General features: G+C 53.3%; 20 protein-coding genes. 11 read left to right on the forward strand and 9 right to left on the reverse strand.

Annotated elements, in window-relative coordinates; all coding sequences use genetic code 11:
- Positions 1 to 35 precede the first annotated feature (35 nt).
- Both M3194_RS11435 and M3194_RS11440 read left to right on the forward strand, forming a co-directional pair.
- Positions 36 to 512, forward strand: coding sequence for a MarR family winged helix-turn-helix transcriptional regulator (locus tag M3194_RS11435; protein ID WP_251653589.1), 477 nt, complete (start codon positions 36 to 38; stop codon positions 510 to 512).
- The gene (locus M3194_RS11440; RefSeq protein WP_251653590.1) at positions 509 to 3,706 is read left to right on the forward strand and encodes an MMPL family transporter; all 3,198 of its coding nucleotides are present in this window, start codon (positions 509 to 511) and stop codon (positions 3,704 to 3,706) included. The genes M3194_RS11435 and M3194_RS11440 overlap by 4 nt, the downstream gene beginning before the upstream one ends.
- A gap of 51 nt (positions 3,707 to 3,757) precedes the next feature.
- Here the strand turns inward: M3194_RS11440 and M3194_RS11445 are convergent, their stop codons facing one another.
- Genes M3194_RS11445 through M3194_RS11455 form a run of 3 tightly spaced genes read right to left on the reverse strand, consistent with a single transcriptional unit; the run spans position 3,758 to position 5,442 of the window.
- Entirely contained in the window at positions 3,758 to 4,294 is a 537-nt protein-coding gene (locus M3194_RS11445; RefSeq protein WP_251653592.1) for a chromate transporter, read from the reverse strand.
- Positions 4,294 to 4,956: a chromate transporter gene (locus tag M3194_RS11450; protein ID WP_285889214.1), complete on the reverse strand. Its 663-nt coding sequence runs from the start codon at positions 4,954 to 4,956 to the stop codon at positions 4,294 to 4,296. Before M3194_RS11450 ends, M3194_RS11445 begins: the two co-directional genes overlap by 1 nt.
- A gap of 3 nt (positions 4,957 to 4,959) precedes the next feature.
- The gene (locus M3194_RS11455; protein WP_127496138.1) at positions 4,960 to 5,442 is read right to left on the reverse strand and encodes an Lrp/AsnC family transcriptional regulator; all 483 of its coding nucleotides are present in this window, start codon (positions 5,440 to 5,442) and stop codon (positions 4,960 to 4,962) included.
- A 215-nt stretch (positions 5,443 to 5,657) separates the two neighbouring features.
- On the opposite strand from M3194_RS11455, the gene ggt reads away from it, so the two are divergent.
- The 5 genes from ggt (at position 5,658) to bcp (ending at position 11,012) form a co-directional block, all read left to right on the forward strand.
- Positions 5,658 to 7,238, forward strand: a complete 1,581-nt coding sequence (gene ggt, locus M3194_RS11460) for a gamma-glutamyltransferase (RefSeq protein ID WP_251653594.1) — start codon at positions 5,658 to 5,660, stop codon at positions 7,236 to 7,238.
- A 51-nt stretch (positions 7,239 to 7,289) separates the two neighbouring features.
- A complete protein-coding gene (locus M3194_RS11465) occupies positions 7,290 to 8,483 on the forward strand; it encodes an amidase (RefSeq protein ID WP_251653596.1) in 1,194 nt (397 codons plus the stop codon).
- Positions 8,480 to 9,337 carry a fumarylacetoacetate hydrolase family protein gene (locus M3194_RS11470; RefSeq protein WP_251653597.1) on the forward strand — a complete coding sequence of 286 codons (858 nt, stop codon included), beginning with the start codon at positions 8,480 to 8,482 and terminating at the stop codon, positions 9,335 to 9,337. Before M3194_RS11465 ends, M3194_RS11470 begins: the two co-directional genes overlap by 4 nt.
- Positions 9,338 to 9,440: 103 nt before the next feature.
- Complete coding sequence (locus tag M3194_RS11475; protein ID WP_251653599.1) at positions 9,441 to 10,514, forward strand: asparaginase; 1,074 nt, start codon at positions 9,441 to 9,443, stop codon at positions 10,512 to 10,514.
- Positions 10,515 to 10,550: 36 nt separating this feature from the next.
- Positions 10,551 to 11,012 (forward strand): thioredoxin-dependent thiol peroxidase, encoded by a 462-nt coding sequence (gene bcp, locus M3194_RS11480; RefSeq protein WP_251653600.1) that lies wholly within the window; start codon positions 10,551 to 10,553, stop codon positions 11,010 to 11,012.
- A gap of 64 nt (positions 11,013 to 11,076) precedes the next feature.
- Here the strand turns inward: bcp and M3194_RS11485 are convergent, their stop codons facing one another.
- Entirely contained in the window at positions 11,077 to 11,460 is a 384-nt protein-coding gene (locus M3194_RS11485) for a VOC family protein (RefSeq protein ID WP_251653602.1), read from the reverse strand.
- A 139-nt stretch (positions 11,461 to 11,599) separates the two neighbouring features.
- Between M3194_RS11485 and M3194_RS11490 the strand changes: the two genes are divergently transcribed.
- Entirely contained in the window at positions 11,600 to 11,881 is a 282-nt protein-coding gene (locus M3194_RS11490; RefSeq protein ID WP_251653603.1) for an aldo/keto reductase, read from the forward strand.
- Here M3194_RS11490 and M3194_RS11495 read toward each other — a convergent pair.
- The 3 genes from M3194_RS11495 to M3194_RS11505 form a co-directional block, all read right to left on the reverse strand.
- Positions 11,869 to 12,342: a hypothetical protein gene (locus tag M3194_RS11495; protein WP_251653604.1), complete on the reverse strand. Its 474-nt coding sequence runs from the start codon at positions 12,340 to 12,342 to the stop codon at positions 11,869 to 11,871. The genes M3194_RS11490 and M3194_RS11495 overlap by 13 nt on opposite strands.
- Positions 12,296 to 13,393, reverse strand: a complete 1,098-nt coding sequence (locus tag M3194_RS11500) for an S-layer homology domain-containing protein (protein ID WP_251653606.1) — start codon at positions 13,391 to 13,393, stop codon at positions 12,296 to 12,298. Before M3194_RS11500 ends, M3194_RS11495 begins: the two co-directional genes overlap by 47 nt.
- Before the next feature lie 187 nt (positions 13,394 to 13,580).
- A complete protein-coding gene (locus M3194_RS11505) occupies positions 13,581 to 15,434 on the reverse strand; it encodes an LTA synthase family protein (protein WP_251653608.1) in 1,854 nt (617 codons plus the stop codon).
- Between the two features lie 255 nt (positions 15,435 to 15,689).
- Between M3194_RS11505 and M3194_RS11510 the strand changes: the two genes are divergently transcribed.
- Complete coding sequence (locus M3194_RS11510; RefSeq protein ID WP_251653609.1) at positions 15,690 to 16,637, forward strand: D-alanyl-D-alanine carboxypeptidase family protein; 948 nt, start codon at positions 15,690 to 15,692, stop codon at positions 16,635 to 16,637.
- A gap of 81 nt (positions 16,638 to 16,718) precedes the next feature.
- Here the strand turns inward: M3194_RS11510 and M3194_RS11515 are convergent, their stop codons facing one another.
- Complete coding sequence (locus tag M3194_RS11515) at positions 16,719 to 16,874, reverse strand: DUF1540 domain-containing protein (protein ID WP_091189834.1); 156 nt, start codon at positions 16,872 to 16,874, stop codon at positions 16,719 to 16,721.
- Positions 16,875 to 17,043: 169 nt separating this feature from the next.
- Between M3194_RS11515 and M3194_RS11520 the strand changes: the two genes are divergently transcribed.
- Positions 17,044 to 18,006 (forward strand): nucleoside hydrolase, encoded by a 963-nt coding sequence (locus M3194_RS11520; RefSeq protein ID WP_251653631.1) that lies wholly within the window; start codon positions 17,044 to 17,046, stop codon positions 18,004 to 18,006.
- A 9-nt stretch (positions 18,007 to 18,015) separates the two neighbouring features.
- On the opposite strand, the gene M3194_RS11525 is transcribed toward M3194_RS11520, so the two are convergent.
- Positions 18,016 to 19,332 (reverse strand): deoxyguanosinetriphosphate triphosphohydrolase family protein, encoded by a 1,317-nt coding sequence (locus M3194_RS11525; protein WP_251653634.1) that lies wholly within the window; start codon positions 19,330 to 19,332, stop codon positions 18,016 to 18,018.
- Between the two features lie 160 nt (positions 19,333 to 19,492).
- Between M3194_RS11525 and cls the strand changes: the two genes are divergently transcribed.
- Positions 19,493 to 20,941, forward strand: a complete 1,449-nt coding sequence (gene cls, locus M3194_RS11530) for a cardiolipin synthase (RefSeq protein ID WP_251653641.1) — start codon at positions 19,493 to 19,495, stop codon at positions 20,939 to 20,941.
- The last annotated feature ends 222 nt before the right edge of the window (positions 20,942 to 21,163 follow it).

The following is a 21,163-nucleotide window of genomic DNA, read 5'->3' on the forward strand; positions in this document are numbered from 1 at the left end:
AACTAAATGATTCGAAAAACGAGAGGGATACAGATATGGTTATAGACAACGAAATGCTGGGGCAGCTCATTCGGCGATACGAAGGGGCTCATTTCACCGTGGAGCGCAGGCTTACCGCGATGCTCCGCGATTTGATGCCGGAGGAGCTGACGTTTGACCAGTCCTCGACGCTGCGTTATTTGCGAACGGTGGGGGTGTGCACCTCTACCGAGCTAGCGGATACGTTCTGCGTGGGCAAAAGCTCGATTACCGCCATCATTACGCGGTTATTCGATAAACAGCTGCTGGAGAGACTGCCCGATGAGAAGGACCGCCGGGTTACGCTGCTACGGCTGACCGAAGAAGGAGAGCGGATGGCCGATGCGGTTGAGCGCAAGATCCAGGAGCTCATCGCGAAGTACCTGCAGCATTTTGACGAGCAGGAAGCTCTGGCGTTTATTGAGACTTATGAAAAGCTGGCCATGGTTATGTCACAACCGCCGGGAGATGGAGAGGAGTCAGAGAAAAAATGAAGACGGTCATCAAAGCAAGATGGATTCTCCTTGTTGTTTGGATTGCGGTGATGGCGGGCTTGATGCTGAGCGCGCCCAACATGCAGGAGCTTGTCCGCGAGAAGGGGCAGGTGAACGTGCCGGGCGGTTATTCCTCAACAATCGCCTCGGACATGGAGAAGGAGATTGGGACCAAGGATTCCGGGGGCGGCGGCGCTTCTACCGTATTGGTATTCCATAAAGACGGCGGCTTGTCCGAGGGCGATCTGGCCAGCGTGCAAGGCGGCATTAACAAGCTGAAGGAGGACAAAGACGAGCTGCGGATCATTTCGCTGACGACGTATTTCGATACGCCGGATCTGGCGAAGCAGATGGTCTCGGAGGATGGCTCGACGGTGCTCGCGCTCGTTAACGTGAATCTGGACGGAGCGGAGCTGGCGCAGGTCCGCGATCATCTGTACGACGCGCTCAAAGACGTGAAGGTCGAGCATTATTACACAGGCAACTGGCTCATCTCGGAGGACGTTGTAACGAGCTCCCAGGAAGGGCTGAAGAAAACCGAATTTATTACGGTAGGCTTCATTCTTATTATCTTGTTTGTTGTGTTCCGCTCGGCGGTGGCGCCTATCGTACCACTTCTGACCGTTGGTTTTACTTACATGGTGACACAGTCGATTGTCGCATTTCTCGTCAAATATTTGGATTTCCCTTTATCCAACTTTACGCAAATCTTCCTCGTTGCCGTATTGTTCGGGATCGGGACGGATTATTGCATTCTTCTGATCAGCCGCTTCAAGGAAGAGCTGTCGCACCGCGGCGGCAATATCCCGGAGTCAATTGTGGCTACTTACAAAACGGCAGGCAGAACCGTCTTGTTCTCCGGTCTTGCCGTACTGGTCGGCTTCGCCTCGATTGGCTTCTCAACCTTTATCCTGTACCGCTCGGCGGTAGCGGTAGCTGTCGGAATCGCGGTGCTGCTGCTCGCTTTGTTCACGATCGTGCCGTTCTTCATGGCCGTGCTTGGACCCAAGCTGTTCTGGCCGTCCAAAGGCTCGCTTGAGCATAAGCCAAGCGGCTTGTGGGGAGCAGTGGGCAGCTTCTCGCTGAAACGCCCGCTTTGGGCGCTGGTTATTTTGGCGGTGCTGATTGTGCCCTTCCTAACCGCTTACAAAGGCTCCTTGTCCTTCAACTCGCTCGACGAGATTGGCGACAAATACGATTCGGTCAAAGCGTTTAACATCATCGCGGACGGCTTTGGCCCGGGTGAATCCCTCCCGACCACGGTTGTTGTGAAATCGGAAGAACCGCTGGATACATCGGATGGGCTGGCGGCACTCGAGCAGATCAGCCGCGAGCTTGGCAAGGTTGAAGGCGTAAAGGTTGTCCGCAGCGCAACGCGCCCTACGGGCGATGCGATGGATGATTTCCTCGTATCCGATCAGGTTGGAACACTGGAGGATGGCCTTGGTCAGAGTGGCGACGGACTGGGCAAGATTGGCTCCGGCTTATCCGATGCCAGCTCCGAGCTAAGCAAGAACGGTCCGAAGCTGAATGATGCCGCCGACGGCGCGGGCAAGCTGGTGGACGGCACCAACGCGCTGAAGAATGGCATCAACCAGCTGGGTGACGGACTGAAGCAGATTGAACGCGGTCTGCGAGACGGATCCTCCGGCGCGAAAGAATTAACGAGCGGATTGAAGCAGGCGAAAGCAAGCGCCGATCAGCTTGCGGCGGCAAGCCGGGATTTGCTCGGTGGCTACCAGCAGGCGGGGACCGGATTGACGCAGTTATCGCAGGCGTATCAATCGGCTGCCTCTGAACAAGCGAAGCTTGCGGACGGCCTGTCGAGTCTTGAGCAGGGCATCTCCGGCCTTGCCGCAACACATCCGGAGCTGGCTGACGACGCGGCTTATCAGCAGGCGTTAAGCTCGGTGAAGCAGCTGGGCCAGGATGCGACGGGCATCAGCGGCCAGCTGTCCCAGCTGAATAAGCAGCTGGCGGGCGTGAGCGGAGGGCTGGAGCAAGCGAATGCCGGCTACGAGCAGGCGGCTGGCGGGCAAGCTGCACTGGCGGCGGGTCTTGCCAAGCTGGCCGACGGTATTTCCGAACTGCAGCAGGGCATTGAGCAAGCGGCTGACGGCCAAGGCCGGATCGTATTGAAGCTGCCTGGCGTAACGCAAGGTCTGGATCAGCTCTCGAGCGGGCAAAAGGAGCTGCAGTCCGGCTTCGCGGAGCTGAACAGCCAGCTGGGACAGCTGACGGACGGACTTGACCAAAGCGTTAGTGGCCTAACGCAAGTGACGGACGGCTTGTCGTCCGCAAAAGGTTATTTAAGCGAGCTTTCCGCTTCGTCAAACAAACAGATGACGGGCTGGTTTATTCCGGACGAGGCGATCAAGAATGGCGAGTTCCAGCAGGCGCTAAACGTGTATATGTCCGAGGACCGAAGGTCGGCGAAGTTTGACGTTGTCTTCAGCGGCAATCCTTACGAGGAAGAAACCATGTCGCAGATTGACGATCTGGAGGCTGCGGTAGGACGCGGCGTGCAAGGGACCGCCTATGACGGTCGCGTAACTTATGCCGTTGGCGGCGTCTCCAGCATGAATAACGATTTGAGCCATATTTCGAATGCGGATTATTCCCGTACGGTGATGCTCATGATTATCGGGATTTCGATTATTCTCATTATTCTGTTCCGTTCGATTATCATGCCGCTCTATATGATCGCTTCGCTTCTCGTGACGTTCTATACGTCGATGGCGATTACCGAGGTGATTTTCGTGAAAATGCTTGGCCATACCGGCATCAGCTGGGCTGTTCCGTTCTTCGGCTTCGTCATGCTCGTGGCGCTTGGCATCGACTACAGCATCTTCCTCATGGACCGCTTCAAGGAGTACCGCGATCAAATGTCTCCTGCCGAAGCGATTCTCGCGGCGATGAAAAACATGGGGACGGTCATTATGTCGGCAGCTCTCATTCTAGGCGGTACATTCGCGGCGATGCTCCCTTCGGGCGTCATGTCGCTCTTGCAGATCGCAACCATCGTACTCTGCGGCTTGTTCCTTTACGCGCTTGTGATGCTGCCGCTGTTCATCCCGGTGATGGTGCGGATGTTCGGCAAAGCGAATTATTGGCCGTTTATGAGAGAGGACGGCGAGCTGAAGGTTCCTCTGACCCGAGGGCAAGAGGTTCACACGCATTCCAGAGATCTATAGTTTTCCTGCAAAATAAAACCTCCCGTTCCGCATTGGAACAGGAGGTTTCTTCTATATATGCGCCAGAACCGTGCCGCCGTAAACGAAAGCGATGCAGATAACAATGGCGGGATGGACCTTCTTCCGCTCCATCAGCCAGTAAGCGGCGGCGGCGATGCCAAGCGTCTGCCACAGGTTGGTGGAATGGATGGAGGTATCGACCATCTGCCAGGTAAGCAGAACCATCATGATGGCCACAACCGGCTGAACAAGCAGGGTCATTCCCTTCACGATCGGGGATTGGCGATGCTTCTGCAGCAGCTTGAGCAGGAAGATCAGCGCTACGGCCGACGGCACTATAGTGGCTGCAAGCGCTAGGACCAAGCCCAGCCAGCCGAATTGGTCGTAGCCGACGAAGGCGGCGATTTTGGTCGCGATAGGTCCGGGCAACGCGTTGCCAAGCGCAAGTATATTGGAGAATTCGGCGTCGTTCGTCCAGCCGTAATGGGTGACGATCTGATTGTACATCAGCGGTATGGAAGCGGGTCCGCCGCCGTAGCCAAGAACGTTCGCGACAAAGAAGCCGATAATAAGGTCCAGCCAGTCCATTACTCTCCGCCTCCTTCAGAGCGTACGCGCTTTTTGCTTTTCCGTTTGGCGACCCAGCCGGCTGCTTTGAAATGAACGGCGCCGTAGGCAAGAAAAGCGACAATGACGATCGCATCCTGAATATTAATAATTTGCAGGAGGAGAAAAGCGACGGCAAACATACCGATCCCCATCCATTTGCCAAGCCCTTTGACCGCGCGGTTGGCAAACTCGTAAGCCATAACGCCAAGCATAACGGCAATGACCGGAATAACGGCCGCGATCATCCCCTGAATGACGGCCGAACCGCTCAAATATTGCACGACCGACAGAAGGGCAATCATCGCGATAGCCGAAGGCATAACGTGCGAGAGGACGGAGACGACAGCCCCAAGCCAGCCCTTGCGGCGGTAGCCAAGGTAGGCGGCCATTTTTGTTGCGATCGGTCCCGGAAGGGCATTGGCCAAGGCGAGAATTTCGGCAAACTCGTCATCTTCGATCCAGTGGTAACGGGTGACGGCTTCATAGCGGATAAGCGGAATAACGGACGGTCCGCCGCCATAGCCTAATACACCGGTTTTGAGCATCGCCCATGCAATCTGCCCGTAATCATTCAACCCGGATGGCCGTCCGGTCTGCGGCGGCGGAGCGCCCGGTTCCAGCCTCGTCGTTGTTGTTTCCATTCGTTACAGCCTCATTCCCATCCGACTTTTGTATCGGTTAATAAGCACCTGACAATCGACGCCCATAATGCCGGGCAGCGGATACAGCTTCTCCCGCATAAAGGTTTCCATCTCTTGATTGCTCGTGAATAAGCCATGCATATGCAGCTTGCTTGGGCCGGTCATGTGATACAGGCTTGTGACAACCGGCTCGTCGGCCAATCGGTCGGCTGCTTCGTGAAGATATTTCGGTTCGACCTCCACGTTAAAAAAAGCGCTAACCGTAATGCCGATCTTCTCCGGGTTAATAACGGCGGTAAACCGCTCAATGACGCCTTCTTCCATCAGCGTGTTAATGCGCGCCTGCACGGCAACGCGGGATAGGCCGATATCCTTGGCCAGATCGGTGTAAGAGATTCTGCCATTCTGATGCAGAGCAGAGATGATTTTACGATCGATTTCATCGATCTGAACGTTTTCGATGGGACTGGATGTTCGATGCTGCATGTTTAGTGTAGCTCCTTTCCGTTATCGCGTATATGCAAAAGGTATGTAAAAGGCAAAGATTCATTACTATATGCATAAATATATAATCATTTTTGTTCATCATCAACAAAAATCGTCGGAACAGCTTTCGTTCCCGTTGCCGGGCAGGGAAAGCCGTGTTATTTTTAGAAGTAATATACGATGTTAATAAACCTGACTTATGAGGTGGCATGGGGATGAAGAAGCCGGTAACGGGAACGAAGGCGATGGTGGTAAGCCCGCATCATTTGGCAACGGCAGCAGGAGCGCGCGTGTTGGAGCGGGGAGGCAATGCTTTTGATGCGGCCATTGCGGTCAGCGCCTCACTTGCGGTTGTTTATCCGCATATGACGGGGGTGGGAGGAGATTCGTTCTTCCTTACCTATCATGCTTCGGATCGGGAAGTGCGGGCGTATAACGCAAGCGGCCGTTCCGGCAGCGGGGCTACAATAGAAGCCTTCGCCGATGTGGAGGCTATTCCGACTAGAGGACCCAGAAGCGCAATTACGGTGCCTGGCATGGCAGACGGGTGGTATGCGGTACAGAACCGGTACGGGCGCCTGACGTTCGCGGAGGTGCTGGAGTCCGCGATATCGTACGCGGAAGAAGGCTTCCCGATGTCCCCCGATCAATATGAGCATACGAGGCAGCATGCGGCCATGCTGGGGGAGCAGCAGACTACGGCCGATATCTATACGCCGGGCGGGCGCATAGTGCCAACCGGAGAGCGTTTTATCCAGACGCGGCTAGCGGCAACCTTGAGCAAGCTGGCCATGGAAGGAAGAGATGGCTTTTACCGGGGCGAAGTGGCCGCTGAGATTGTCCGCTTCTTGAAGGCGGAGGGCGGCGTGCTGACGGAGGAGGATTTCGCGGCGCATAGCGGCGAATGGGCAGAGCCGATCCGCGGCTCCTACCGGGGCTATGACCTTTATCAGGTGCCGCCCAATTCGCAGGGCTTCACCGGCATTATGGCGCTGCAGATCCTGGAACGGTTCGATCTGGCCTCCATGGGGCATGATTCCTTCGAATATTATCATGTGCTGACGGAAGCGCTGAAGCTGAGCTTCCGGGACCGCAACCGGTATTTGACGGATCCCGCTTTCTCCGCCGTTCCGCTTGAACGGCTGCTAAGCCGGGAGTATGCGGCAGAGCTGGCGTCACTTATTAATAAAGATAGCGCGGTCGATATCAACAGCCAGCCCGTCGGCAGCGATACGGCTTATGCGGCAGTTATAGATGAGGACGGCAATGCGGTATCGTTCATCCAAAGCTTGTATTTCGAATTTGGCTCAGGCGTCGTGGCGGGCAATACGGGCGTGCTGCTGCAAAACCGCGGCTCGTTCTTCTCGCTTGACCCGAATCATATTAACCGGCTGGAGCCGCGCAAGCGGACCTTCCATACGTTGATGCCGGCGATGGCCTGCCTGAACGGGAAGCCAAGCTTTCTCTACGGCACGCAGGGCGGGGAAGGGCAGCCGCAGACACAGACGCTTATCCTTACACGGATGATTGATTTTGGCATGAATCCGCAGCAGGCGGTCAGCGAGCCGCGCTTTGTATGGGGCCGCACATGGGGGGCTCCGACGCAAGAGCTGAAGCTGGAAGGCCGAATCTCGGAAGAGACGGCCGATAAGCTGGCGGAAGCCGGACATCTTGTCCGGAGACTGCCGGATTTCGACGGCGTGATGGGTCATGCGCATGCCATTGCGATTAGCAAGGATGGTCTGTTAAGCGGCGGATCGGATCCGCGCTGCGACGGCTCGGCGATCGGCTGGTAGATTTGTTGATATAGATAATTGGATGGAGACAAGAGAGGGAGGGATTATCCCATGATCGATACGTACAACGCGTTTGTGCAGCCGGAGCTGGAGCTGCCGCCGGTCGGAGAGGGCCCGCTCAGCGGCCTGACATTTGCAGTGAAGGATGTGTTCGCGATAAAAGGGTATACGAGCGGTGCCGGTAATCCCGACTGGCTGCGTACGCATTCGCCTTGGGAGCAGACAGCCTCCTCCATAAGCAAGCTGCTGGCAGCAGGCGCCCGCCTGACCGGCACGACCCATACCGATGAATTGATGTACAGCATTAACGGACAGAACGATCACTACGGCACACCGATTAACCCGAAAGCGCCCGACCGGCTTCCCGGCGGCTCATCCAGCGGCTCGGCGGTTGCGGTAGCGGCCGGGGCGGTCGATTTTGCGCTTGGTACGGATACGGGCGGCTCCGTTCGCGTGCCCTCGGCCTACTGCGGGATATACGGGTTCCGGCCAACGCATCGTTTTGTGCCGATTGACGGCGTTATTCCGCTGGCACCCGGCTATGATACGGTTGGCTGGATGGCGGGAAATATCGCCTTGCTGCGGACGATAGGCGAAGTCCTGTTAGCGGACTCTGGCGATGAAGAGATATCGGCGCGAAGCTTCAAGCGGCTGATCTTTGCAGAGGAGGCCTGGGATAAAGCGGAGGACGCTTGCCGGAGCGCTCTGGAAAGCATCTGCGTACGGCTCGTCCAGACGGAAGGTACGAAGCGGGAATGGCGATCCATCGCGCCGGAAGGACTGGAAGCCTGGAGCCACGCGTTCCGGACGACACAGGGGCGGGAAATCTGGCGGACGCATAGCGAATGGATCGTTCGGGAGAAGCCGGTTTTTGGCGAGAGCATTGGGGCGAGATTTGCTTCGGCAAGCGCGATAACCGATGAGGAAGCGGAGAGGGACGGGGCCTTGCGCCATGTCATCCGCAAGCGGCTGCATGAGCTGCTGGGGGATGACGGATTGCTTGTGATCCCGACGATACCGGGTGCCGCTCCAAGCCGTGCCATTAACGGGACTGCGAATGAGGAGCGCCGGTTCTGGACGATGCAGCTGTCCTGCATAGCAGGGTTATCGGGGCTGCCGCAGGTAACGATACCGGCCGGTGAAGTTGATGGCGCGCCAATCGGGTTGTCGATTATTGCTGGCGCGAAGCAGGATTTGAAGCTGCTGAGCTGGGTGGAGCAATTCGAGAAGGAGGCGGGAAGATGAGGCTGGCAACGATCGTGCATAACGGCGTGGAGCAGGGAAGTATAATTGTGCCTGAAGGTTATGTGACGCTGGCGGAGCTTAACCGCGTCACAGGTTCGGAGTGGCAGACGGATGTGTTTGGGTTAATAACGAGCGGTGGCCTTGAGACTCTGACCCATTGGTATAACGGAGGAGGTCAAGAGAAGCTGACGGAGCTGACGGTTATTCCCTCATCGGAAGCGAGTCTCGCGCCTCTATACCGCCATCCTCGCAAAATATGGGGTATTGGCATGAATTACACGGCCGATGAAGTTGAGCTTGCGGAGCTGCGGGAGAAGGAGGAGCCGGTCAGCTTCATGAAGCCGGATACGTCGATTATTGGCGAAGGCGAATCCATTGTGCTTCCTGCCCAATCGGAGCGGGTAACTGCCGAAGCGGAGCTGGCCATTATCATTGGCCGGACATGCAGGAATGTCACGGAGGAAGAGGCGCTTCGGTCCATTGCGGGTTTTGCGGCTGCCATTGATACAACGGCTTCGGACATTCATGCCCGGCACATGCGGTTTTTGACCAGAGCGAAGAGTTTTGATACGTTCTTTACCTTTGGCTCCGAGCTGATGACGCCGGATGAGGCGGGCGAGCTGACGGAGCTGCAAGTCGAGACCTGGCATAACGGCGGGCTGGCACATGCGGGCAAGCTGACTCATATGATTTTTCAGCCAGCCTTTCTGATAGCCTTTCATTCCGAGGTGATGACGCTTTTGCCGGGGGATGTCATCCTGACCGGTACGCCTGGTGCGGCCGTCATCCGAAACGGCGATGTGGTCGAGTGCCGGGTGAGCGGTCTGTCGCCGCTGCGAAGCGGAGTGCGTTAGCAGCTGAAGCTTGCATGCTTCAAGTCTGGTTTAGTATGATTTATGGTGCATATGGGGACGAATGTACCATAGGCTAATTGCTGAGACGGAGAGGGAGTTACGAATGAGCCAAATACTTGTGATGTTCACCGGAGGAACGATCGGCAGCAAGAATAACAACGGCGCGATTTCGGTGAATGAGGCCGGCTCTTACCATTTGATAGATGCTTATATGGCGAGCCCGCTGAAGCGGGAAGCGGACCTTGAAACGGTTCAACCGATGAATATATTGAGCGAGAATATCGTGCCGTCAGACTGGAATACCTTGATTGCGGCTATCAGAGCCGTTGATCAATCCAGCTATGACGGTATTATTGTGACGCATGGCTCGGATACGCTTGCTTATTCGGCCGCGCTCCTGAGCTTTGCGCTATGCGATCTGACGATACCGCTTGTTCTGGTAGCAAGCAATTATCCGCTTGGTGACGAACGGGCGAACGGACTGAGCAATTTTGCGGCAGCGGTGGACTTCATTTCGGAGGATGCCGCACCGGGCGTATTTGTTACTTACCGCAATAACAAAGGTGAGACGATTGTTTATCTCGGCAGCCGCATTAAGCAATGCGAGTCATTTACTGATCAATTCGACAGCCCTTACAGCGTACCCTACGGTATCATGAGCGGCGGAAGGCTGGTGCGTCATGACCATCCGTTTAACCCCGCGCACGAGGAGCTTCGCGCTCGCCAGCCGGTGAGCAGCCCTTGGCTGGAGGGTGGAGAAGGCATCCAGTCCGTCATGCTTTATATCCGTCCTTTTCCCGGGCTGAATTACACGTATTATGATTTCTCTCGGCATAAGCCCAAGGCGGTCTTGCATGACCTGTTCCATTCCGGGACGGCAAATGCAAGCGGATTGGACTCCCATTCGCTCCTGCAATTCGCGCGGTATTGCGCGGAGCACGGCGTTGACCTGTATCTATGTCCGCTCAAGGACAGCAGTGAGGCGATGTATGCCTCGTCTATCCGTCTCCTCGAGGCGGGAGCGGTCTTTATCGAGAACATGTCGGTCGAGGCCGCTCTCATGAAGCTGACTCTTGCTTATTCGCTGCCGCTTGGCACAGAGGAGATCCGCGCTTTCATTATGGAGCAGCCGCTGTTCTACGAATTTGTGGCTAATCATGGTAAAATGAGCGTGTGACGATTGGCGATTAATTTGGAGAAGAGGTGCTCATATATGACGCAAGTGCAAGCAGGACAAGCCGTGCCGGATTTCACGCTGCCGGCTTCAACCGGCGGCAATATCTCGCTTTCTGACTACAAAGGCAAAAAGCTGGTGATTTACTTTTACCCGAAGGATAATACGCCGGGCTGTACGGTAGAATCTTGCGACTTCCGCGATTATAACGGCCAGTTCAAATCTTATAACACCGAAGTTATAGGGATTAGCCCGGATGATCTAGCATCGCATGATACCTTCATCTCGGACTTCCAGCTTCCGTTCCCGCTGCTGGCAGATACGGAGCATACAGTATCCGAGCTGTTTGGCGTGTGGAAGGAGCGCACCTGGAATGGCGAGACGTTTATGGGAATCGAGCGCTCGACTTTCCTGATCGACGAGAACGGCGTGCTGGCTCGCGAATGGCGCAGCGTGTCTGTGGACGGTCACGTTCTTGAAGTCCTCGAAGCGGTAAAATAAATAATTTTAAAAAGCCTCCAATTCCACTCACAGGTGGATTGGAGGCTTTTCTTCTTGCGCGGAATTAACGCTGGAAGAACTCGATTCGCTCGCCTTCCGGACCGCTGATGAAGAAGTAGCGGTAGCCGTTTGGCAGCGTCGTAATATCTTCGTCAATGAAGGTAACGCTGGTCTGCTTCAAACGTGCGAATTCGGCATCCACGTCGTCCACGTAAATCGCGAAGTGATGAACGCGGCCTTCAACGGGCAGCTCGCCGTTATAATGCTGGACCAATTCAATCTCTGTCTCATCGGAATCCCCAAACCCCAGAAATGCAAGTTCAATAACGCCATTTGTATGAGTCAGGCGGCCTTTCAATGTAAGTCCTACAAATTCCTCATAGAAGCGGATAGTCGCTTCCATATCTCTTACCATTATCCCCACGTGATCGACGCGTTTGCGTGCCATGTCCATTGCTCCTTCTCCTCTAGTTTGACCCCATCATAGGCATTCAATCTTTGATTGTCAAGCAAGGTGGGGGAGAGTATAACGATAAACAATTTCAAGTAATATAATGGGTATTATAAGATAAAAGGAGGCGGGAGGAATGGAGACAAGAAGGCTTGGCTCAAGTGAGCTGTATCCATCGGTGATTGGTTTCGGGGCATGGGCCGCGGGGCGCAACGGATGGGGCCCTGTAGAGGAGAAGGAGATCAGACTGGCGATAAATTGGCTGCTCTATAACAAGGCCGTCACAACGGTTATTGCAGGCGCGAAGACCGTCGCCCAGTTGCAGGAGAATGCTGCTGCCGCCCGCTGGAAGCTGGCCCGCGAAGATTATGAGCAGATCAGCCGCTTGTTCGAACCGGACTCTTCCTACGTCATATAAAGAAAAGAAAGGCTTGCGGGTGTCCGCAGGCCTTTCTTCATTTGTTCGCTCTCATCGCCAATCTCTTCTTCATCGGCGGGATCTTCTTCATCCTCGTAGTATAGGTAGATTTTCCAGCTGTTATCCGGCATTTTCTTCAGATAATAGACACCATCGAAAGACGTCGTATCGGTAGACGTTTCCCCGTCTATTACCTCAGTTACGTTATAGCTGCCTCCCGTGGAATGAACAGCGGCGAACCGATCCGATTTCGAAACGATTTCCAGGTGTTGAGGGGTAAGCACCTCAATCTTGGTCGAATATCCTTCGCCAAGATAGGATTCAATGTCATCGTAGATAAAGTGGCTTAAGGCCAAATAAAATCCGGTATAGTACTTGGCATGAACCTCGCGGAGGTTAGCGAAGTCCAGGGCGTTATTCAGCGGCCGTTGCTGCTTCGCCGGATGCGTCTTCCGCTTCATCCGAAGAGAACAGGTAGATTTTCCAGCTGTTGTCCTCCATTTTCTTCAACAGGTAAACGCCGTCTCTTGGAACGGTTTGCGTATCTTTCTCGTCCTTGCCTTCAACCGTTACATTGTAAGTGCTGCCTGTTGCGTGAATAGCAGCGAAACGGTCGGTTTTTGAAACAATTTCATATTTTTGAGGCGTCAGCTTCTCCAATTTGAGCGTATAGCCTTCTTTGGCCAAATCTGCGTAATCTTCATAACCAAAGATGGTCTCAGCCAAAGCGTAGCCAGTCATGTATTTAGGCAGAACTTCGCCGAGCTTAGCGAATTCTTGCGCGTTAATCACTTCTGCTTCTTTTGCTTCGTACTCATCGATGAGTGCCGTAAGAGCAGCGTCTTCAGGCAGGCTGCCCTTTTGCAGATCAAGCGCGCGCTGGATCATCACAACCGCTTCGGCGCGAGTTGCGTTAGCGTAAGGTTTGAATGTTGTTGCTGTAGCGCCGCGGACAATGCCCGCTTGGCTTGCTTTTGCAATAAACGGAGTTGCAAAGTATTCCGGAACGTCGGAGAAGGTCTTTGCTTCGCCTTCGAATTTGACGGAAGACTCAAACGCGCGAACGATGATGGTTGCGATCTCTCCGCGTTTGATCAGTTCGTCAGGACCAAACTTTGTTTCCGTCAGACCGTTTACGATACCGAGGGAGCTTGCGATCCGGACTGGCTCGGAGTACCATTTGCCAGCTGGAACGTCAGCAAAGGTCTTGCTTGCCTGATCCGTTGTCAGACCTAGTGCGCGTACCAGAATCGATACGAATTCCGCACGGCTGATCGACAAGTCCGGTTTGATCAAAGTATTTCCTTCAGAGTCGAGGGAGCCTTTGAGCAGATCGGCGGTAACGAAGTTATCAAGCGAGTCAAATGCCCAATGCTCGTTGATATCAATCGGGTAGTAAGTGTTCAGCACGTCTTCCGAGGATGCCGCGCTTGCTTTAGAAGTTTGGAACGGGAGTGCAAGCAGGACGAATGCTGCCAGAAAAACAATCAGACTACGTTGAAAAGTTTTCATTTCATATTCCTCTCTTATGTAAGGATTTTGTAAATAGACCCTATATGATACTAGCAGATGAGAGGTCTCCGTACTAGAGAAAATTAGTGGATTTAGGGCGATATTAGCTAAAATAAATCCTTGGAACTATATGGGATTAACGAGAAAAAGCCCGCCTAACGAATTCCGTCAGGCGGGCGGTTCCTCTCTATTTCCATTCCGGCAACTGGCTCACATAGCTGTCGGATAACTTGAGCAGCTCCAGCGCGCGGTTATATTCGCCTTGCGAATCCAGGGAAACGGTGCTTGCTCCGGAGAGCGGAAGATGCGTGCCGTCCTCATAGCCGCTGCCGGACAGGAACAGCTCGTCGCTGCTGACGAATGAACCGGTTGGCAGGTAATAACGCTGCGGCAGCAGGTTGACCGTCGTGTTGTTCAAGATATCCTGGCCGAAGTGAATCTGCTGGTCCAGCGAGAATCCGAACAGATTAGCTACGGTTGGGAGGATATCCACCTGACCGCCCAGATGAGTGAATACTTCAGGCTGCGTGATGCCAGGCGCGGTAATAATAAGCGGAATGTTGATCATGTCGGCCGAGCCGTATTCGCGTCCGTAAATCTCCTGCATCAGCTCTTTGTCATCATGGTCCAGCGAGTAGATCGGCAGGCCAAGATGATCGCCGTACAGAACAACCACGCTGTTATCCCAGATGCCGCGCTGCTTCAGATCGTCAATGAACAGGCCAAGAGCGTAGTCGGCATAATTCTGGGCGCGTACGTAATCGCCAACGAAGGTATCCTCGTACCGTTCGGGAAGCTCCATCTTATATTTGCGATCCGGTATCGTAAACGGATGATGGGCCGTCATCGAAATGACCTGAGCATAGAACGGCTTGTCGCTCTGGTCCATCTTCGCAAGCTCGGCCGCGGTCTTCGCGTAGAGCACCTCGTCGGAGGCTGCGAAGAAGACGGAATCTTCGTTGCCAAAGAACGCCTTATCATAATAACGGTTAAAGCCAAGCGCCTTGTACAGCTCGCTGCGGTTCCAGAACTCGACAACATTCGTATGGAAGGTTGCGGTGTCATAGCCATGCTGTGCCATCAGTCTCGGAAGACTTGGCAGCTCCTTCTTCGGATAGACCTGCGTAGCCGCTCCGTTTGGCGGTATATAATAAGATGTGTTTACGATAAACTCCGCATCCGAAGTATTGCCTTGGCCAACGCCTTGATAGAAGTTGTTGAAGTAGTAATTCTCCTTCGCCAGCTTGTTCATGTTAGGCGTAATTTCCTGACCGTCGATCTTCAGATCGATAAGGAAGTTTTGGAAGGATTCCATCTGAATAATGATCAGATTCTTGCCGGAAGCCGTGTTCCACAGCTTGGGCGATGCCGGCTTATCGATCTGTTTGAGTTCGTCAATCTTGGCTTGCGTGATCTCGGAAGGCTCCACAAGCTCCGGGTCTTTATTGGAGAAGATCGTATAAGCCTCGTAGTTGAGAATACCCATCTGCTCCGCTTTTACAATCTCGTTCATGCTGGCACGATTCGGCACGATGTTGAACAGGCATAGCGCCAGCGAGATGCCAAACAAGGTAGCGAGCACGCGCCGGCTGACTCTTTTCTGGCTGGCCGCTTTCCAATACTGCCCTTTCTTGCGGCGAATCAAATAATAGCCCATGACGATAATATCAATGAAGACAAGCAAATAGTAAGGGTCCATCAGAGAGAAGACGCTGTTGCTGACCGCCGTAACCTGATTCACTTGATTCAGGGCTACATAGGTGACAATTACGCCATAATATTTGTAGTACATGAGAACCGCGAACAGGATGGCGGTCATTAGTAGGTTGGCGCTTAAATAGTAGACCAGCTTTCGTTTAGTAGCGAACCATTCAATTAAACAAAATACGATGAGAGCAAACGGAACTTCCTTAAGCAGGGTTGTCCAGCTTGGACCGCCAAAGACGACCATCCAGGTCAAGAAGCTCTTAAGCAGCACAATCAGCGAGAATGCGAGAATGGGTCGCTTGCTGAACAGCCGTTTTGGTGCTAGATTAGACACGTTTTCGCCGCCTTTCACAATAAAGACAGGCTTCTATCCAAGCAGCCTGTCATGTGGTGTCTTTATATTTACGAAGTTATTTACTTCATTATGCTTGGCTGGAAGAGGATTGTCAAAGGCAAAACAAGCATGCCAGTCTTGGGAAAATGTCATCAAGAAATGTTGCAACTTTTTAAGACTTTATCAAGTCTATTCGTTTATAGTAGAGAGGACGGAACGTTCGAATATAAAATAAGCGTAATTAAGGAGAGCAGCATGAGAAGAAACGTACAAAGAAGAAAAAGACGAGGACTAGCTTTTCTGGCGGTATGCGTGGTTGCCATTGCAGTCATATTATTTATCCGCTACGAAAATTTAACGGCCCAGGCTCCCGAGGAGACTGCGGCTAATAGCCAGAATTCAGAGCAAACGGATCCGCCTGCATCCGATTCGCCTGCAGTATCGGACGAGCCTTCGGATACACCGTCGGACACGCCAACCGATACGCCATCTGACGAGCCGTCTGACGAACCTTCCGATGAGCCGTCCAACGCGCCGTCGGATAAGCCGTCGTCTACGGAAGCGCCATCGAAGCCAGCGGTTGCGACTGCCGGTGAAGAGGACGGTTATGCCGTTGTTGCCCAGCCGGAGAGCGTAGCCGTGCTGGTGGACAAGCAGTACAAGCTGCCTGACGATTATGAGCCTTCCGATCTGGTCTATCCGGATGTACGCTTTACGTTCAGCGAGAAAATCGACAAGCGCAAAATGCGCAAAGTTGCAGCAGGCGCCTTGGAGAAGCTGTTTGACGGCGCGGAGAAGGACGGTATTTACCTGGCCGGCGTATCGGCTTACCGCTCGCAAGCCACGCAAACGTCGCTGTTTAACCGCTATGTGAAGAAAGACGGCTTGGAAAAAGCATTGACTTACAGCGCATTCCCTGGTACAAGTGAGCATCAGACTGGTCTTGCGATTGACGTATCGGGCAGTGACGGCAAATGTGCGGCTGAGGATTGCTTCGGCGGTACGCCGGAAGCGGAATGGCTCGCGGATCATGCTCCGGAATACGGGTTCATTATCCGCTATCCGGAAGGCAAGGACTCGATTACGGGCTACAAATACGAGCCTTGGCATCTCCGCTATGTAGGCAAGGACTTGGCGAAGGAGCTAGAAGATAAAGGATTGACTCTGGAGGAGTATTATAACGCAGTTCCGGTTACAAAATAATAGAGTCGAACGGGACGGCGCTCAGCTTCCGATGCGTGTAGGTCATACATGGCATTGGGCTGCGCGCCGTTGCCCATTCTGTTAGATCTTTGGCTCAAACGTTTTGCAATCTGTTTCGTCGGAATTGCTTGCTTGTTTCGAACGGTTATTGACTACATAAATCGAAGTAGCGGCGCAATGATTGCCTGCAGCCCAATATTTGCAGGAGTTAACTTCGCATAGTACATCCTTAGCCATGGATGGTCACCTCCTTAAAAGAATGATCACACAAACAGCGTAAAGCTGTTCGTGATGATTCTTGCGTCGTAAGCAAGCTTAAGACATGAGGGAGGCCGATTTGGCGTCCACAACTTATAGGATGGACAAACGCAAGCCGGTTTTATACTTATGAAGGGATGGAACAACAATGGGAAAAAAGCTGTATTTTAATCATGACGCGGGGGTAGACGACCTTGTATCGCTGTTTCTCGTTCTGCAAATGAAGGATGTTGAACTGATTGGGGTTTCCGTGATTCCCGCAGACGGTTACTTGGAGCCGGGAATGGCGGCGAGCCGCAAGATCATTGACCGCTTTGGATCCCCGGGTTCAAGCAGCAAGGTGGAGGTTGCCCGTTCGAATTCCAGAGGACGTAATCCGTTTCCGGCGGAATGGCGGATGCACACCTTCTTTGTGGATGCGCTGCCGATCCTGAACGAACCAAACGTTATTCACGCTCGCGAAGCAGAAGCGCCTGCCCATAAGCATATGATTCAGCAGCTTCTAGCTTCTGATGAGCCGGTGACCCTGCTGTTCACCGGTCCGCTGACGGACCTGGCGAGAGCGCTGGATGAAGCGCCGGAGATTGAAGAGAAGATCGACAAGCTTGTCTGGATGGGCGGGACCTTTAACGAGAAGGGGAACGTGCAGGAGCCGGAGCATGACGGAACCGCGGAATGGAATGCATTCTGGGACCCCGAAGCTGTCGATCGCGTATGGAACAGCGGAATCAAGATTGAGCTCGTCGCGCTGGAGAGCACGAACAAAGTACCTCTTACCGTTCCGGTGCGCAACCGCTGGGCGTCTCTTCGCAAGCATGCCGGACTGGACTTCGTGGGACAATGTTACGCGGCTTGTCCGCCGCTTGTCTTCATGGAAACCAATTCGACCTATTATCTATGGGATGTTCTGACGACGGCGGTCGTAGGCGATCCAAGCCTGGTACGGATGAAGACCGTTAACAGCACGGTTGTCGCGGACGGCCCAAGCCAAGGCCGCACCATCGAAACGGCAGAAGGGCGGCCGGTGAGCCTTGTGTATGACGTAGAGCCGGAGCGGTTCTTCGATTATATTACAGCGTTATCGCAGAACGCTGAACTGAACCCGGCTTAAGCCGGGAGATTAGTCCATTTCATAGATCGAACCGGATTTGCTTGCGTACAGCTCGGCATAGACCTTCTCTGCATAAGCATCGGTCATGCCGGAGATATAATCCGCAATAAAGCGCGCCCAGCTCCAGTTATGCTTGTGCTGCTCGAAGCTTGCCACCCAGTCAGGCGGCAGAATAAGGCGTCCTTGCTCTGGTACCTTGAAGCTGTCCCACAGGCGGCGGATCATAATTTCGCTGCGCATCTGCAGCCGTTGTACGCGGAAATCCTTAATGAGCGTTACCCAGGCAAGCTTCTTCAATATTTCCATCGTGCGCAGCAGATCGATATCCTGTTGTCCTTCAAGCACAAAGGTAACCTTCTTCCAGCCTTTTGCCGGATCTTCGATAATTCCGACGCGTCCGGCAAATACGCTGACCCACCGCGCTTTCATCTCTCTGCGGGTTCTGGACGATTCATGATCATACAGGGCGTAGAGCTCCTCCCACTGCTGCAGATAAGCGGCAAGTACGCGTTTGACCATCGCCGGAATATCTACCTGATCCCAGCCTACGTCCATATTGCCTTGATCCTCGACGATTTCCTGTACCAGATTGTCAATCAGCCGCTGATCTTCAAAGAAGGTGCGATTCATCTGAATTTTGCCTGCACGGATGCCGTCTTCAATATCATGGGTGGAATAAGCGATGTCATCGGATAGATCCATCAGTTGGGCTTCCAGCGTGGAGCAGCCCTGCGGCATTTGCCACTGCTGGCGGATATGGTTAATAGCATGCCACTCGGAGCTGTATAGCCCCTTCAGCCTGCCGGGATCATCCAGGGAATAAGGATATTTGTTCGTCGCAAGCAGGACGGCTGCCGTCAGATCCAGGCCGCTGCCGCTGCCGGCGCGTTTCTCCAGAAACATGAGGATGCGGAAGTTCTGGGCGTTGCCTTCGTAAGCAAGGCCGTGCTCCTTCATCAAGAGGCGGTTCAGTACTTCTTCGCCCTTATGGCCAAACGGCGGATGCCCCAGATCATGGGCAAGCGCTGCGATCTCTACGACGGACGGGTCCAGAATGAGACCGGGATGCTCTTTTTTATTCAGAAAAGGGTACTGTTTCCCGAGGCGTCTTGCCACTTCGCGGGCAATCTGCGATACCTCGAGCGAATGCGTGAGTCTTGTCCGGTAGTAATCGCCCGAACCGGCGCCAAATACTTGCGATTTGCCCTGCAGCCGCCGGAAGGCAGGGGATTGAATCAGCCTTGCATAATCCCGTTCATATTCATCGCGTTCTTCGCTGAATGTGCCGAGCGCTGGTTCATCTAATCGAAATTTGCGTAAATCCATGGTCCTTCCTCCTATGCCGCTCGCACGTTTTCATTTTTTCTGAAAATTGTAGCATATTTCATTCTCAATAAGAATGTTTGTGTAAGGTTTGAACATCTTTCGTCCTTGAGGTATGCTCTAGTTAACGTTTTTATCCATATATTGAGGTGCTGGTCTAGCTATGAATGTTCTACAGGATATTTCAGCGGTATTTATCGTCCTGAATATATTGCTGGCGCTAGCGGTTATTTTCCTCGAGAGAAGAGACGCAAGATCGACCTGGGCTTGGCTGATGGTGCTTTATTTTCTGCCGGGGGTCGGGTTTGTTCTGTATCTCATTCTCGGGCAGCGGCTGCGCAAGCGGAAGCTGAATAAGATGCTTGTGGAAAGCCAGCGTATTATTGAGGATTCAATTGAAGCGCAGAAGCTTCAATTAGAGGAGCGGCACATTATCTTTAATGATCCCGCTACTATTAACTATCAGAGCATGATTCACATGAATCTGGTGGGCAGCTATTCTCTGTATACGCAGAACAACGCTGCACAAATCTTCACGACCGGGAAGAGCAAATTTGATGCGCTGCTGCGAGATATCGAGTCCGCACAACATCATATTCATCTTGTCTATTACATTGTGCGTAATGATAAGCTTGGCAATCGGCTTATTCAGGCGTTGGTTGACAAGGCAAAGCAGGGGATACAGGTTCGGTTTCTGTATGACCATATTGGCAGCAAGGGGCTTCCGAGGAAGTTCTTCAGGGAGCTGAGGGATGCGGGCGGACAGGCAGCGGCCTTCTTCCCGTCGCGGATTCCATACTTGAACCTGAAGATCAACTTCCGGAATCATCGCAAGCTTGTTATTGTGGACGGACGGATCGGCTATATCGGAGGCTTTAATATCGGAGACGAGTATTTGGGCCGCGATAAATATTTCGGAGAATGGCGGGATACTCATCTGCGTCTTGAGGGAAGGGCGGTTCTGCAAATGCAGGCGCAGTTCCTGATGGACTGGAATCTGGCCTCCTCGGGGATGGTGGAGCTTGACCATCAGTACTTCCCGCGTCACTTCCAAGCCGTGGGGACGATCGGCATGCAGCTTGTGGCAAGCGGACCGGACTCGGATTATCAGCAGATTAAGGATGCCTATATCAAAATGATTTATTTTGCAAAGAAAAGCATCTGTCTGCAGACCCCGTATTTTGTTCCGGACGAGAGTCTGATGACGGCTCTGAAGATCGCCGCAATGTCCGGCATCGAGGTGAAGGTGATGCTGCCAAGCAAGCCGGATCACTTCTTCGTATACTGGGCAACCCATTCGTATTTGAACGAGCTTCTAGCGGCTGGCGGCAAATGCTACATCTACGAGAAGGGCTTCCTTCATGCGAAGACGCTCGTGATTGACGGTCAGCTTGCTTCCGTAGGCACCGCCAATATCGATAACCGCAGCTTTAAGCTTAATTTCGAAATGAACGCTTTTATCTACGACAGCGCGACCGCTGGCGAGCTCGAGAGAATATTCGAGCATGATCTGGAGGACTGTTACGAGCTGACTCTTCACAACTATTTGAAGCGGCCGCTGATGAACAAGTTCAAGGAATCCATCGCCCGGCTGCTCTCGCCAATCCTGTAATCCGCACGCAAAAAGGGATTCCGCTTATCTATGATAACCGGAATCCCTTTACCTTTCTGAATCGCAATTATTCAATTTACTAACGCTCCATTCTACAACTTGCGTTGCCATAATCTCCAATAAGTATTGATTGGTTCAGACTAGTCATCTTCGCGTCACGTTGGATTCCCGCATGTCCGGTTAACCTTTTAAGGCTCCTTCCCGGCATTAGTAGGACATGCT

Origin of the sequence: Paenibacillus glycanilyticus, assembly GCF_023715145.1 — a bacterium.
Lineage (GTDB): Bacteria > Bacillota > Bacilli > Paenibacillales > Paenibacillaceae > Pristimantibacillus > Pristimantibacillus glycanilyticus_A.

Excerpts from the sequence above, each read along its gene's own strand:
- M3194_RS11510 (WP_251653609.1), top strand. The coding sequence starts at position 15,690 with ATGAGAAGAAACGTACAAAGAAGAAAAAGACGAGGACTAGCTTTTCTG.
- M3194_RS11520 (WP_251653631.1), top strand. The coding sequence starts at position 17,044 with ATGGGAAAAAAGCTGTATTTTAATCATGACGCGGGGGTAGACGACCTT.
- cls (WP_251653641.1), top strand. The coding sequence starts at position 19,493 with ATGAATGTTCTACAGGATATTTCAGCGGTATTTATCGTCCTGAATATA.
- M3194_RS11465 (WP_251653596.1), top strand. The coding sequence starts at position 7,290 with ATGATCGATACGTACAACGCGTTTGTGCAGCCGGAGCTGGAGCTGCCG.
- M3194_RS11450 (WP_285889214.1), bottom strand. The coding sequence starts at position 4,956 with ATGGAAACAACAACGACGAGGCTGGAACCGGGCGCTCCGCCGCCGCAG.
- M3194_RS11435 (WP_251653589.1), top strand. The coding sequence starts at position 36 with ATGGTTATAGACAACGAAATGCTGGGGCAGCTCATTCGGCGATACGAA.
- M3194_RS11440 (WP_251653590.1), top strand. The coding sequence starts at position 509 with ATGAAGACGGTCATCAAAGCAAGATGGATTCTCCTTGTTGTTTGGATT.
- M3194_RS11455 (WP_127496138.1), bottom strand. The coding sequence starts at position 5,442 with ATGCAGCATCGAACATCCAGTCCCATCGAAAACGTTCAGATCGATGAA.
- M3194_RS11490 (WP_251653603.1), top strand. The coding sequence starts at position 11,600 with ATGGAGACAAGAAGGCTTGGCTCAAGTGAGCTGTATCCATCGGTGATT.
- M3194_RS11515 (WP_091189834.1), bottom strand. The coding sequence starts at position 16,874 with ATGGCTAAGGATGTACTATGCGAAGTTAACTCCTGCAAATATTGGGCT.
- M3194_RS11485 (WP_251653602.1), bottom strand. The coding sequence starts at position 11,460 with ATGGCACGCAAACGCGTCGATCACGTGGGGATAATGGTAAGAGATATG.
- M3194_RS11525 (WP_251653634.1), bottom strand. The coding sequence starts at position 19,332 with ATGGATTTACGCAAATTTCGATTAGATGAACCAGCGCTCGGCACATTC.
- M3194_RS11470 (WP_251653597.1), top strand. The coding sequence starts at position 8,480 with ATGAGGCTGGCAACGATCGTGCATAACGGCGTGGAGCAGGGAAGTATA.
- bcp (WP_251653600.1), top strand. The coding sequence starts at position 10,551 with ATGACGCAAGTGCAAGCAGGACAAGCCGTGCCGGATTTCACGCTGCCG.
- M3194_RS11475 (WP_251653599.1), top strand. The coding sequence starts at position 9,441 with ATGAGCCAAATACTTGTGATGTTCACCGGAGGAACGATCGGCAGCAAG.
- M3194_RS11445 (WP_251653592.1), bottom strand. The coding sequence starts at position 4,294 with ATGGACTGGCTGGACCTTATTATCGGCTTCTTTGTCGCGAACGTTCTT.
- M3194_RS11495 (WP_251653604.1), bottom strand. The coding sequence starts at position 12,342 with ATGAAGCGGAAGACGCATCCGGCGAAGCAGCAACGGCCGCTGAATAAC.
- M3194_RS11500 (WP_251653606.1), bottom strand. The coding sequence starts at position 13,393 with ATGAAAACTTTTCAACGTAGTCTGATTGTTTTTCTGGCAGCATTCGTC.
- ggt (WP_251653594.1), top strand. The coding sequence starts at position 5,658 with ATGAAGAAGCCGGTAACGGGAACGAAGGCGATGGTGGTAAGCCCGCAT.